The 13,353-nt window shown below is 62.9% G+C and carries 14 protein-coding genes; 4 read left to right on the forward strand and 10 right to left on the reverse strand.

Annotated features, from left to right (window positions below; genetic code table 11):
* Positions 1-105 precede the first annotated feature (105 nt).
* Positions 106-1,932: an ATP-binding protein gene (locus AC04SG_RS09155; protein ID WP_488550764.1), complete on the forward strand. Its 1,827-nt coding sequence runs from the start codon at positions 106-108 to the stop codon at positions 1,930-1,932.
* 291 nt (positions 1,933-2,223) lie between these two features.
* On the opposite strand, the gene AC04SG_RS09160 is transcribed toward AC04SG_RS09155, so the two are convergent.
* Positions 2,224-3,015 carry a GGDEF domain-containing protein gene (locus tag AC04SG_RS09160; protein ID WP_112560450.1) on the reverse strand — a complete coding sequence of 264 codons (792 nt, stop codon included), beginning with the start codon at positions 3,013-3,015 and terminating at the stop codon, positions 2,224-2,226.
* A gap of 131 nt (positions 3,016-3,146) precedes the next feature.
* A complete protein-coding gene (gene miaA / locus AC04SG_RS09165; protein ID WP_488550765.1) occupies positions 3,147-4,115 on the reverse strand; it encodes a tRNA (adenosine(37)-N6)-dimethylallyltransferase MiaA in 969 nt (322 codons plus the stop codon).
* Between miaA and serB the strand changes: the two genes are divergently transcribed.
* Entirely contained in the window at positions 4,105-4,992 is an 888-nt protein-coding gene (serB, locus tag AC04SG_RS09170; protein WP_488550766.1) for a phosphoserine phosphatase SerB, read from the forward strand. The two genes, miaA and serB, sit on opposite strands and share 11 nt — an antisense overlap.
* Entirely contained in the window at positions 4,989-5,561 is a 573-nt protein-coding gene (locus AC04SG_RS09175) for a GNAT family N-acetyltransferase (RefSeq protein ID WP_192258391.1), read from the forward strand. The genes serB and AC04SG_RS09175 overlap by 4 nt, the downstream gene beginning before the upstream one ends.
* Before the next feature lie 46 nt (positions 5,562-5,607).
* Here AC04SG_RS09175 and AC04SG_RS09180 read toward each other — a convergent pair whose 3' ends face one another.
* The 7 genes from AC04SG_RS09180 to AC04SG_RS09210 form a co-directional block, all read right to left on the reverse strand.
* Positions 5,608-7,125: a DegQ family serine endoprotease gene (locus AC04SG_RS09180; RefSeq protein WP_488550767.1), complete on the reverse strand. Its 1,518-nt coding sequence runs from the start codon at positions 7,123-7,125 to the stop codon at positions 5,608-5,610.
* A 143-nt stretch (positions 7,126-7,268) separates the two neighbouring features.
* Positions 7,269-7,451, reverse strand: a complete 183-nt coding sequence (locus tag AC04SG_RS09185; protein ID WP_488550861.1) for a DUF2065 domain-containing protein — start codon at positions 7,449-7,451, stop codon at positions 7,269-7,271.
* A 102-nt stretch (positions 7,452-7,553) separates the two neighbouring features.
* Positions 7,554-8,498: a protease modulator HflC gene (gene hflC, locus AC04SG_RS09190; RefSeq protein ID WP_112560445.1), complete on the reverse strand. Its 945-nt coding sequence runs from the start codon at positions 8,496-8,498 to the stop codon at positions 7,554-7,556.
* A complete protein-coding gene (hflK, locus tag AC04SG_RS09195) occupies positions 8,498-9,613 on the reverse strand; it encodes an FtsH protease activity modulator HflK (protein WP_488550768.1) in 1,116 nt (371 codons plus the stop codon). Before hflK ends, hflC begins: the two co-directional genes overlap by 1 nt.
* A 154-nt stretch (positions 9,614-9,767) precedes the next feature.
* Positions 9,768-10,382: a dimethylsulfonioproprionate lyase family protein gene (locus AC04SG_RS09200; RefSeq protein WP_488550769.1), complete on the reverse strand. Its 615-nt coding sequence runs from the start codon at positions 10,380-10,382 to the stop codon at positions 9,768-9,770.
* 13 nt (positions 10,383-10,395) lie between these two features.
* On the reverse strand, positions 10,396-10,908 hold the full coding sequence (locus tag AC04SG_RS09205; RefSeq protein ID WP_488550770.1) for a dihydrofolate reductase: 513 nt from the start codon (positions 10,906-10,908) through the stop codon (positions 10,396-10,398).
* On the reverse strand, positions 10,908-11,927 hold the full coding sequence (locus AC04SG_RS09210; RefSeq protein ID WP_488550771.1) for a DUF4424 domain-containing protein: 1,020 nt from the start codon (positions 11,925-11,927) through the stop codon (positions 10,908-10,910). The genes AC04SG_RS09205 and AC04SG_RS09210 overlap by 1 nt, the downstream gene beginning before the upstream one ends.
* Before the next feature lie 136 nt (positions 11,928-12,063).
* Here AC04SG_RS09210 and cobF point away from each other — a divergent pair, with 136 nt between their 5' ends.
* Entirely contained in the window at positions 12,064-12,834 is a 771-nt protein-coding gene (gene cobF / locus AC04SG_RS09215; RefSeq protein ID WP_488550772.1) for a precorrin-6A synthase (deacetylating), read from the forward strand.
* Positions 12,835-12,945: 111 nt separating this feature from the next.
* On the opposite strand, the gene AC04SG_RS09220 is transcribed toward cobF, so the two are convergent.
* Positions 12,946-13,287 (reverse strand): winged helix-turn-helix domain-containing protein, encoded by a 342-nt coding sequence (locus tag AC04SG_RS09220; protein ID WP_112560439.1) that lies wholly within the window; start codon positions 13,285-13,287, stop codon positions 12,946-12,948.
* Between the last annotated feature and the right edge of the window lie 66 nt (positions 13,288-13,353).

Below are 13,353 nucleotides of genomic sequence, written 5' to 3' on the forward strand. Positions count from 1 at the left end.
TGAATTTTCGCTAACGGGTTAACGCCTGCTACACCATCCCGCATCACGCCACCTTAACCCCATTTGCGTAGGGTCAACGCTCCACGGAAATGAGGATCGGACCGTATGTTTGTCGAGCGCGAAGCCTCCGTCGGCGAACCGACCTCGCAGGAGCGCCGCCGCGCCGAGCAGAACGACAAGCGCATTCTGGGCAATGTCGTGCAGTGCGACGGCGCCCGCGCCACCATCAGCGCCTACGCCGACGACATCGAAGGGGCGGTCACCGGCCTGTGGACGGTCGGCAAGATGATCTCCATCAACCTCGGGACATCGCGCACGGTTGGCCTGGTCTATGAGATCGGCAAGTCGGATCGCGCCTGGAGCAATGAGGGGCAGAACCCGATCGAGGTGAACGTCGAGTTGATCGGCGAGGTGCGCGACGGCGCCGATCCCGGCGACCGACCGATTTTCGACCGCGGCATCACCACCTATCCCCATATCGGCGCCATCGCCCACCGCATTCGCAGCCGCGACCTGCAGGCGGTCTATGACCTCGCCGGGCGTCATTCGATCACCATCGGCACACTGTCGCAGGACGAGGCGATCGACGCCAACATTGCCATCGACGACACGCTGGCGCGCCACTTCGCCATTGTCGGCACGACAGGCGTCGGCAAATCCACGGCGGTCTCGCTACTCTTGCGCAAGTCGATCGCCGCCCGGCCCGATTTGCGCATCCTCATCCTCGATCCTCACAATGAATTCGCCGCGTCGCTGCCGGAATTCTGCGTCAAGGTGGACTCCAAGACGCTCGATTTGCCGTTCTGGATGTTCAGGCTGGAGGAATTCGCCGAGGTGCTGTTTCGCGGCCGAGAGGTCGTGCCGGAAGAGGTCGATGTGCTGCGTGACCTGATCCCCGCCGCCAAGAATCTCTACCGCAACCCGAATTCCGGCTCCTATGTGCGGCGCGGCAGCGATGCGCTGACCGCCGACACGCCGGTGCCCTACCGCATGGTCGATCTCATCAAGCAGATCGATGAGCGCATGGGCCTCCTGGAAAGCAAGAACGACCGTCCGACGCTGAAATCGCTGAAGACGCGCATCGAGTCGGCCGCATCCGACCCGCGCTATCGCTTCATGTTCAATTCGCGACTGATCGAGGACACGATCCACGAGACGATCGGCAACATTTTCCGGGTGCCGCATCATGGCCGCCCGGTGACCTGCTTCGAGATGGCCGGCATGCCGTCCGAAGTGGTCAACTCCGTCTGTTCGGTGCTGGCGCGCCTCGCCTTCGACCTCGCTCTCTGGAGCGAAGGCCGGCTGAAACTTTTGCTGCTGTGCGAGGAAGCGCATCGCTACATGCCGGCCGATCCGCGGCTCGGCTTCGCGCCGACAAGGCATGCATTATCGCGCATCGCTAAGGAAGGCCGCAAATATGGCTGCTATCTCGGCGTCGTCACCCAGCGTCCGGGCGAACTTGATCCGACCATCCTGTCGCAATGCTCGACCTTCTTTGCCATGCGCCTGGCCAACGAGCAGGACCAGGCAATCATCCGCTCGGCGATCGCCGATTCCTCCGCCTCGACGCTGGCCTTCCTGTCCTCCATGGGCCAGCGCGAAGCCATCGCCTTCGGTGAAGGCGTAGCGACGACCATGCGGCTGAAATTCGAAAAGCTCGCGCAGGAGCTGATCCCCGGCACAGCCAAGCGCGACGATCTGGAGTCGGATGTCGACGGCGATGTCGATCTCGCCGCGATCGTCGAGCGGCTGCGCAACGTGCCGAAGCCGCAACAGGCGATGGCCTTCGCCGAGGTCGTGGATACCGGCCGCCAAGCCGGCGATCCAGATTACCGCAAGCCGCCAGCGCCGCGCGTCCAGCCGGACGACGATTTCGATATGCGCTACGGCCTGAAGCCCGCCACCTTCGGCATGCGCTCGCAAAGCGATTAGTCATAAATCAGATTCTCTGGAAAGGCCGCGCAACCGACCGCCAAGCCGCATCGAACGAGATTGCGGTTTCGTTGACCGGCTTGGGTAAATCCCGAAAGGGAATTCATCAGGCCGGATCGAATGACGTGGCTTCGAAAGCCGGAGCGCAGCGGACATTTAGTCCGTGAGCACCGGCCTACGCCGGCCGTAGCCATAACTGCCGCACCACCTCATGCGCGCTTCGGCCGGCGAAGGCCGGAAGTCGAGAAAGCCGCGTCAGGCAACCGGCCTCATGAATTCTTCTTCGGGATTTTAGGCGCAGACGCGGTTGCGGCCCTGCCTCTTCGCCTCATAGAGCTGGCGGTCGGCGCGGCGGTAAAATTCCTCGGCCGTTTCCTTCCGGTCCCACACAGCAAGTCCGACGCTGGTGGTGATCTTGAGGCGGACATTGCCCGACAGCACCGACATGTTGGCGATCGCCTTGCGGATGCGTTCGGCGAATTTCCCCAACAACTCCGCATCCATGTTGGGCGTGACCACGGCAAACTCCTCGCCGCCGAGCCGCGCCACCACGTCGTGATAGCGAGTCATACCTTTGAGGCAATTGGCGACTGCCCTCAGCACTTCGTCGCCGACATCGTGGCCATGCGTGTCATTGACCTGCTTGAAATGGTCGAGGTCGAGGATCATCAGCCCGACGGGCTTTTCGATGCGGCGGAATTCCTCGAGATATTCCTTAAGCGCATCGTCGAAATAGCGCCGGTTCTGCATGCCGGTGAGACCATCGGTCAGCGCCGCATGCTGCAGCGTTTCCGAACGGGCGCTGAGCGACACCGTCATCGCCCGCAGCTTGCCCTCTTCCGTCGCCTGTCTGCGGATCAGCGGGTAGATGAAGAATACGCCGAAGAACAGCGCAGTAGCCAGAAGCACACCGGTGATGAACAGCAGCCTGTTGAGGTAGACGATCCTCTCGATGCGGGACGCCGTATCCATGTCGGCGGCGATGCCTTGCAAAAGACCATAGGCATGAAGTGTCACCAGGCCTGCGGCGAGGATCACGAAAATAAAGACGAAAAATGCGGATTCCGCCTTGTGGAAACGCATCTGCTCCCCGTTGGAAAAGTACCCGCCAGATTTATGGCATGACGGCGCCTTACGGACTGTTAATCCAGACAACCGGAACGGGAATGTTCATTTCAGCTCCTGTTTCTGTAATTGCATTAGCAGCAGGAAAATCAAATCGCTGTGTTCGGGTCGTCGCCGGGCTGCAATCTTAGCCATTCCGGCCCCAGTTGATGGCGAAACCACGTCGTTTGCCGCTTGGCATATTGCCGCGTCGCGGCCTTGCAGCGCTCGATGGCCTCAGGGAAGCTGATGTCATCAGCCATCGCGGCCGAGAGTTCGCGAACGCCGATTGCCTTCATCGCCGGCAAATCAGGATCGAGGCCAAGCGCCACAAGCCGTTTTACTTCATCGAGAGCGCCAAGATCGAGCATACGGTCGAACCGGCTCTCAATCCGCTCGACAAGGGCCGCGCGGTCCGGTTCGATGACGAAGAAACGCGCGCTGTCGCGGTCGATCAGCGGCCGGCCACGCGCCGCTTGCCATTCGAGAATGGAGCGGCCGGAGGCGTCAAGCACCTCCAGCGCCCGCACGATGCGCTGGCCGTCGGTCGGCTTCAACTGCATGGCAACCGCCGAATCCTCATGCATCAGGAGTCGATGCAGCTTGGCCGCGCCTTGCTCCTTCAACTCGTAGCGCCAGCGGTCGCGCACCTGCTGCGGAATGTCCGGCATCTCCGAAATGCCCTCGGCAAGGGCGCGAAAATAAAGCCCGGTGCCGCCGACGAAAATCACCGGTCGCTCAAAGGGAGGGCCATCGTGCCGCCGGACAAGCGTTCCGTCATCGATCAGCTTCATCACGTCGCGCAGCCAGGCACCGGTGGAATAGGCGGTGGAGGGATGCACGTGGCCGTAGAGAAAGTGCGGCGCGCGGCCGAGTTCGGCCGCGTTCGGCCGCGCCGTCAGCACATCGAGCACCGAATAGCCCTGCATGGAATCGGTGTTGACGATGACACCGCCCTTGCGCTCGGCGAGATCGAGCGCCAGCGCCGACTTGCCGCTCGCGGTCGGCCCGGCTATCAGGATCGCGTTCTTCACGCGGCCCTCGCCCGCCTGCCCGCTGGAATTTTCGATGCCGCTCATCGCCACGCTTGTATCCCACCCCGTCCGCCGCACCGTGTCGGCCTCGCTTGCGAATATGGCCTCACGCTCGGTCGGCGCAAGCGCTGTTCGCTGGCTGGGTGAAGGCGTTGCGTGCGATCTGGTGTTGGCCGAAGCGGCTGAAACCACTGAGACGATTGCCGCCTTGCGCGCTGCGCTTGCCTCCGAGCCTGTCGACGTGATCGTCCAGCAGGCCGACACGCGCCGCAAGACAATACTGCTCGCCGACATGGATTCGACCATGATCGACCAGGAATGCATCGACGAACTGGCCGACGAGATCGGCGTCAAAGATCGCGTTGCCGCCATCACGGCGCGCTCTATGAATGGCGAGATCGCCTTCGAGCCCGCCTTACGGGAACGCGTGGCGCTGCTGAAAGGCCTCGATACCGCCGTTGTCGACCGCATCATCGCCAACCGCCTGACACTGGCGTCGGGCGGTCGCGCTCTGGTGCAGACAATGCGGGCCAATGGCGCCTGGACGGCACTCGTCTCCGGCGGCTTCGACGTGTTCACCAGCCGCATCGCGGACATGCTCGGCTTCCAGGAAAACCGCGCCAACCGCCTGATCGAGGAAAACGGGCGCTTTGCCGGCCTGGTCGCCGAGCCGATCCTCGGCCGCGCCGCCAAGGCCGATGCGCTGAACGAGATTTCGGCTCGCCTGGGCTTGACGCCGGCCGACGCCATTGCCGTCGGCGACGGCGCCAACGATCTCGACATGATCCGGCTTGCGGGCACCGGCGTTGCTCTGCACGCCAAATCCACCGTCGCCGCCGAAGCCAAGGTCCGCATCGACCATGGCGATCTCACCGCGCTGCTTTATGTGCAGGGCTACCGGCAGGAGGAATTCGTCGTATGAAACCGATGCGCACCGAACGCCTGATCCTGCGGAACTGGGAAGAACGCGACCGCGAGCTCTTCCATCGCATCAATTCGGACGAGCGGGTGATGGAATTCTTTCCGTTCCGCCGCGACCGTGTCGAGACGGATGCCAAGATGGACGAATTTCGGGGCTGGATCGCCAAGGACGGCTTTGGTTTTGCCGCCGCCGAGATTGCCGCGACGGGCGAATGCATTGGCTTTGTCGGCCTCTTGGAGACCGATCACGTGCCGTCCATGCCTTCCGATACGATCGAGATCGGCTGGCGGCTGGCGCCGGAATTCTGGGGCAAGGGCTATGTCACCGAGGCCTCCGAAGCCTGGCTCGCCTTTGGCTTCGAAACGCTTGACCGTGACGAAATCGTCTCCTTCGCCGTCGCGGCCAACCGCCGCTCGACGGCCGTCATGGAGCGTCTTGGCATGAGCCCTGACCCGGCTCGCGATTTCGACCACCCATCCATCCCTGACAGCCACCCGCATCTCAAGCGGCATGTCCTCTACGCCCTATCGCGCAAGGACTGGCAGGCACGAAAAAGGGCGGCTCGCTAGCCGCCCTTTTCATTTCGAAATCAGATCGTTGCAGGCCTGACCGGACTCAATCCATCCGGATCGTGACAAACCGCAACTCGCCGGTCTTCGACGCCAGCATCAAGAGCGCATTCTTGCGCCCCTGTTCCTTCAGCGCGCCGATCCGGTCCATGACGTCTTTCGGGGTCGCGACCGATTCCTGGGCGATCTCGGTGATCACCTCGCCGGCCTGGATACCGCGCTCGGCCGCAGCCGAGTCCTTGGTGACGTCGGTGATGACGACGCCCGAGACATCAGCCGCGATGCCGAACTTGGTCCGCGTCTCGTCATTGAGTTCGCCGACGGTCATGCCGAGCACCGAAGCCGTCGACACCGCCGGCGCCTTGTCGCCGCCCTTGTCCTCGTCGGTCGTGCCGTCTTCGCCGCTGGTGAGCTTCTCGCCGTCCTCGAGCCGGCCGAGCGTCACCTTCACCGTCTGCTCGACGCCCTTGCGCACGATGATCACGTCGACCGCCTTGCCGACCGGGCTTTCCGCCACGACGCGCGGCAGGTCGCGCATTTCATGAATGTCCTTGCCGTCGAACTTGATGATGACGTCGCCGGCGAGAATTGTGCCGTTGTCGACCGGTCCGCCCTTGATGACGCCGGCCACCAGCGCGCCCTTGGCGGTCGCCATGCCGAGGCTCTCGGCGATGTCGTCGGTCACCGGCTGGATGCGCACGCCGAGCCAGCCGCGGCGGGTTTCGCCGAACTGGCGCAACTGGTCGACGACGCCCGAAGCAAGCTGCGAGGGGATGGAGAAGCCGATGCCGATCGAGCCGCCCGACGGCGAGATGATCGCCGTGTTGATGCCGATGACTTCACCCACGCTGTTGAACAGCGGCCCACCGGAATTGCCGCGGTTGATGGCGGCGTCGGTCTGGATGAAGTCGTCATAGGGGCCGGAATTGATGTCGCGGTTGCGGGCCGAGACGATGCCGACCGTCACCGTGCCGCCGAGGCCGAACGGATTGCCGATCGCCATCACCCAGTCGCCGACGCGCATCTTGTTGGAATCGCCGAACTTCACCGCCGTCAGCTTGTGGCCCTTCGGGTCGACCTTGAGCACCGCGACGTCGGTCTTGGTGTCGGTGCCGACCAGCGTCGCCTTCAGCGTCACGCCGTCGGAGAAATTCACCTCGATGTCGTCGGCATCGGCAATCACGTGATTATTGGTCACGACAATGCCCTGCTCGGCATCGACGACGAAGCCGGAGCCCAGCGACTGCACCTTTTGCGAGCCGCCATCCTTGTCGCCGCCACGGTTCTTGAAGAAATCGTCGAAGAAATCCTGGAACGGCGAGCCCTCCGGCAGTTGCGGCATCGGCACCGCGCCCGGACCTTCCGTGCCCTTCACGGTCTGCGAGGTCGAGATGTTGACCACCGCGCCGATCAGGCCTTCGGCGAGATCAGCGACCGAAGCCGGTCCGTCCGCAGCCACCGTCGGCGTCACGAAAGCCGGAACGGCAAGCGCGCCGACCATAAGTACCGCAGCACCTGCGATGAACGTCCGCCGCGCCGCGCGCAGAAGGGTGTTGGATGTCATCGAGAGCCTCCCGGAATTGCTGAAAAGAAAAAGCGCTTCGGCAAAACGCCGCGTCGCGTCATGTTGGCAAGAAATACGGCACATCTGCGGCTATGGCCACATCAGGAGGATAAATCCTCCGTTACACCTGATATCAGCGATCCTCAGCCACGCACCAGCCAGACAATGCCGACGCCGATGGCGATCGCCGCCAGCCCGACGATGCGCAGCGCATTTTCAGGCATCATCGACAGCACTTCCCCAGCAAGGCGTTTGGCAAGGCCGGGGAAACCGCCATAGACCAGGCCCTCGACGCCTACAGCGCCGCGCGTCCTCTGGACGCGCAAAGGACGCTGTAGCACTTTGGTTTTCGCATGATCTTTCCGAACCTTTGGTTCGGGATCATGCGCTGGACCAGGCCTATGGGCGCAAGAAAATCCTGCACCGCCCTACTGGGCGGGTGCAGGTTGCGCTGCCGGCGCGGCAGGTGCCGCCGGGGCCGCAGGCTTCGCGTCCGTGCCATCCGGATTGCGGAAGAAGCGGAAGAACTCCGAGTTCGGCGACAGCACCATCGTCGTCCCGGAGTTGTCCAGCGCCGTGCCGTAGGCATTCATCGACCGGTAGAAGTCGAAGAAGGCCGGATCGCGTTTGTAGGCATCGGCGAAAGTCGCGCTGCGCTGGGCCTCGCCCTCACCGCGCAGGATTTCCGATTCCTTGCGCGCTTCGGCGACGATTTCCACCACCTCGCGGTCGGCGCGAGCCGTGATGCGCTGCGCGGCCTCTTTGCCGCGCGCTCTCAGCCGTTCGGCCTCGGCCAGACGTTCGGCCTTCATGCGGTCGAAGGTCTGCTGCGAAACCTCAGCCGTCAGGTCGGTCCGGCGGATGCGCACATCCTCGATCTGCAGGCCGAGCGACGTCGCGTCCGGCCGAAGCTGATCGCGCACTTCGCGCATCATGACGGCTCGCTCTTCCGAGAGCGCCGCTTCGAAGTCGCGCAGACCGTAGACACGGCGCAACGCTGCGTCGAGACGCGTCCTCAGTCGGGCTTCGGCCAGTGTGATCTGACCGGACACGGCGGAGCGGAACACGCGCGGATCCGAGATGCGGTAAGCGATGAAAGCGTCAACCTCATAGAACTTGCCGCCTGAAACCTGGACGCGGATGTTGTCGAGATCGAAGCGCAGCACCCTGTTTTCGATCAATTGCACGCTGTCGGCGTCGAAGAAGGCGAAAGGCGCCTTGAAATAGATGCCGGGTTCATTCTTGACATCGACGATCTCGCCGAACCGCAGCACGAGCGCCTGCTGGCGCGCGTTGACCACGAAGACCGAGGAGTAGATCAGGAACAGAAGCACGGCCGCGATGACGGCGAGGATGGGAAGACGATTGGCCATCACTGGGTTCCTCCGGTCGTGGCGCCAAGGGGCGCCGGCGCCTTCGGCTGCAGTGCCGGCAGCGGCAAATAGGGGACGACCCCTTGCCCATTGCCCTGTTCGACGATGACCTTGCTGGAGTCTTTCAGGACCTTCTCCATCGTTTCCAGATAAAGGCGCTTGCGCGTCACATCGGGGGCCTTGGCATATTCGTCATAAACCGAGATGAAGCGCTGCGCCTCGCCTTCGGCTTCCTGCACGACACGGTTCTTGTAGGCCGCCGCGTCTTCACGGACCTGTGCCGCCTCGCCGCGCGCCTGGCCGAGCTTCTGGTTGGAATACTGGTTGGCTTGCTCGACGAACTTGTCCTCGTCCTGTTCGGCGCGCTGCACTTCGTCGAACGCGTCCGCCACTTCACGCGGCGGCGCCGCGTCCTCGATCGAAACCGCGTTGACGTTCAGGCCGGCCTTGTAGCCGTCCAGCGTCGTCTGGATGATTTCGCGCACCGATGCGGCGATGCCTTGGCGATCGTCGCGGAAAATGTCCTGAGCGGGTCGCCGGCCGACTGCTTCACGCATGGCGCTTTCAGCGACCTGCTGCAGCATGCCTTCCGGGTCGGAGACGTCGAACAGATAGGCCTTTGGATCGGAGACCTGGTAGGCCACCGAGAACTGGACGTTGACGATATTCTGGTCGCCGGTCAGCATCAGCCCGGAAGTGTTGCCGCTCGTCGCGCCGCCGCCGCCGATATCGACGAGCTGCTCGGCTATGTTGGCCGTCTCGACGGTTTCAACGGGCCACCAATGGAAATGCAGACCCGGCTGCGACAGCTCCGGCTTCGGCTTGCCGAAGCGCAGTTCGACCGCAACCTCGTCCGGCTGCACGGTATAGACCGCCTTGAATGCCCACAGCACGACCAGTGCCGCTGCGATCAGCGCAAAGACGGCCGGGCTGGCGCCGCCGCCACCAGGCAGCGCGCGCCGCAGCCGGTCCTGGCCGCGGCGGATGATGTCCTCGAGATCGGGAGGTGACCCTTGCGGGCCGCCAGGCCCCTTTGGTCCCTGCCCCCAGGGTCCCTGATTGCCGCCGCCGCCCCATGGGCCGCCGCCGCCACCGCTCTTGTCGTTCCAGGGCATGAATGTCCTTTCGCTTGGAATTCCCTCAGCGCCGGCCTTGCGACGCAAAATCCAGTTGTTCTTCTATAGGGACGCCGCGATGCGCTTTCAACGCGATCCGACACTGCACCGTCCGATTTGGACCGCTGCAAGCAGCAAATTTCAATAAGTCGCCTTATGAATGCGGCGTATTGTCGAGGGGAAGGCACCAAATGGCAAAAAGCGGCTTGGCATCCGCGCGCATGGCATGAACGATGTCAGGTGGATTGTAGACGACCCCACCGACCCCGGGTTCATGCCACGCCTCGGCATTCTGCCGCCACTCACCCTGCGACAGGACGAGGTAAAGCTCTTCCGGCGGATGCCGATGATCTGGATATGTCGCGTGCGGCGCCATGACCGACACTCCGATCTCGATTTGACCGCTCGGGACGAAACCGCCCGGGCCGACAATGAAGGAATCGGCGTAATTCTCGGCCAGCACCGCCGACTTGCGACGCTCGCTTTGATTGTTCCAGCTGAGATGCGGCTCGATCTCGCGCAGTGCGGCGGCGAGCTTGCCGAGATTGCCGCCGATCGTTTCAAGCTCGGCAAAGCATGCCGGAAGGTGGCGACAAGCCGGCTGGCGCTGGGGTCGCTCACCGCTAGCCCGCGGCGCCTCAAGCGCGGTGTTGCCGAAGATCCGCTGGTGCGCAGCTTCACGCGCGGGTTCATTCCCCATACGCGAGCGTATCTCCGCGCTTAGTAAATCCATGAAGGCACCGAGCGGCTGATGCTTGTTATCCGTCATGAGGACACCTGTGTCATTGGCGGCTGCGCTCGTAAACCGTGTAGCGCGTCGCGTGGCTGTCCTTTTCACCGGCCGGAAAATCCTCCGAATGCACAATTCGCCAGCTGCCTGGATCGATGTCAGGGAAATGCGCATCACCGTCGACCTTGGCCAGCACATGGGTGACATGCAGGCGGTCGGCAAGCGGCAGCGCCTGCGCATAGATCTCGCCGCCGCCGATGACACAGATCTCGTCGACACCGCTCATGCAACGCCCACGCACCGTGGCCAGATGGATTGCGGCTTCCAGCGAATTTGCTGTTTCAACGCCCTCGGCGCGCCAGGCCTTGTCGCGGGTCACCACAATGTTCAATCTGCCCGGCAGCGGCCGGCCGATGCCCTCATAGGTCTTACGGCCCATGATGACGGGCTTGCCCATAGTGTCGGCCTTGAACCGCTTGAGATCGGTGGACAGCCGCCACGGAAGGCCGCCGTCGCGCCCGATCACGCCGTTCTCGGCGATGGCGACATAGATCGCGAGCTCCATCAGTTGGCGTCCCCGCCATTGCTGTCCGACGGTTCGAGAAGCAGAATGTCGATGTCGTGCTCGGGATAGAAATCCTGCGCCGTCAGTTCGAACGTCGTCGGCCCGACCTTTTTGACATTGTCGCCGCAAAACGAGATCAGGGCTTTCGGATTGCCTTTGTCGACGGTCAGCTTGAATTTGCCGATGGTGCCGGATGCCCAGTTTCCACCGGTGGTCAGGATATAGGCAATGCGTTTCTCATAGTATTTGGGATAACCGTCCGGATCGTCCTTGGCCGCCTTGCGCACCGCATTCTCGAAGCCGCCGTCCATGCAGTAGCGGGCCTTGTAGGCAGCATACTGGCTGCCCTGGAACTGGCCATCATAGAAGAAACTGACCGAAGACGTGCCGCCGACGCTGGGCTTGTAGCGGTGCGAGACATGGACATCCTTGTTGGCCGGAAAGGTCGAACGCCACCAATAGGTCGAGCGCAATTGCCACCACGGCGTATAGACCTTGTTCGCCTCGGTACCGTCGCCGCCGGTATCCTCGATGATGATGCCGCGGTTCTCCCAGTCCTCGGCGACCGCTTTCGGCAACTTCGCCAGCGCCGCCTTGGCGGCATCGCCGAACGGATTGAACGGAACGTTCTGCGCCTTCAGATCGGCGCCGATGTCGATGCCGACAGCGAACACCTTCTGCTCGAGCTGCGGCTTCGCCGGCACACCATCGATCGTCACCTCAAAGCCAAGGAAATTGTCGCTCTGATTTTCAGGAATTGCCGGCATTTCCTCCGGGTCGCCCGAGATGTCCGGCATCGGGAAGGCGACGATTGCGTCGACATCCTTGTCGGTGTTGTTGTGGAAGACATAGTCGACCGTCACCTTTTCGGGCGAGATGAAGAGATCCTCGCTTTGCATCGCCACCGCATCGCTGCGCGACAGGATAAGGCCGCCGGTGCTGAGTTCGGCCACCGAATCGTTGGCGAAAGCGGGGGCGGCTGAAAGCGCCAGCGCCGCGGTCAGAACGTATCGGAACATGGAAGCCCTCTCGGCCGGAATGCCGGGATGATCCTAGCCGTTTCAAGGCCGTGTTTCAAAGCCCTTCCGCGGTCGCCATTGCTTGCGCACATGCTTGTCTGGACACCGAGACCGCTATCGGGCAGGAGTTCGCGTCATGCGCAAGCTTTTCGTCATCGGCATCGGCGCCGGCAATCCCGATCATATGACCGTGCAGGCCATAGAAGGCCTGAACCGGGCGGACGCCCTGTTTATTCCCGACAAGGGCGCGAAAAAGAACGATCTTGCCGAACTGCGCCGGCATATCTGCGACCGTTTCGTCACCAACCCGAAATCGCGCATGGTCGAATTCGACGTGCCGGTGCGCGCCGAGCCGGCGCCGTCCTACCGCTCGACCGTCGACGACTGGCACGAGGCAATCGCCGACATCTACGAAGGCCTGATCCGCGACGAGCTTGCCGAGAACGGCTGCGGCGCTTTCCTGATCTGGGGCGACCCTTCTCTATACGACAGCGCGCTGCGTATCCTCGAGCGGGTGCGGCTCAGAGGCAATGTCGGGTTCGAGTTGGAGGTCATTCCCGGCATCACTGCCGTCCAGGCGCTCGCCGCCAGCCACAAGATGGCGCTGAACCGTATCGGCGACCCCGTGCTCATCACCACCGGCCGCCGCCTGACCGAGCAAGGCATGCCGCAAAATGCCGGCAGTGCGGTGGTCATGCTCGACGGTAAATGCGCTTTCAACACGCTGGCCGACAAGGATCTGATCATCCATTGGGGCGCCTATCTCGGCACACCCGACGAAATCACTCTCTCCGGCCGCCTAGGTGATGTCGGCGAGGAGATTGAGAAAATCCGTGAACAAGCCCGCCGGAAGAAGGGCTGGATCATGGACACCTATCTGCTGCGCAAAGCGGAGGGCAGGGAGTAGGGGAATTGAAGAAATGAGGAACTGAAGAATTGGTAAGGAGGGCAGGAGACGCCTAACGGCCAACATCCACTCCCATATTCTTCAGTTCTTCAGTTCTTCAACTCCCCCTCCTCACCCGGCATCAATCTCCGCCTGCAACGCCTCCATGTGCGTGGCCGCCGCCGCGGCCGCCGCCCGTTCGATGGCACGGAAGCGGCTGACCACCGCCAGGCCGACCGAGGTCAGCTGCGCGCCGCCGCCCTTGCGGCCGCCGGTCTGCGCTGCGACCAGCGGCTTGCCGAACACGCGGTTCATGTCCTCGACCAGATCCCAGGCGTGCTTGTAGGACATCTCCATGCCGCGCGCGGCGGCCGAGATCGAGCCGAAGGTGGCGATCTGCTCCAAAAGCTCGATCTTGCCCGGACCGATGCGCCCGTCCGGATCGAGATTTATCCGCAAGCTCAGCGACGGCATGTCGTGTCCTCCTCGGTCACATTAGCCTCTCTCGATCCATAGCGCTATTCCAAAACGATATAGCGG

It is taken from the genome of Mesorhizobium sp. CNPSo 4684, from assembly GCF_057784315.1.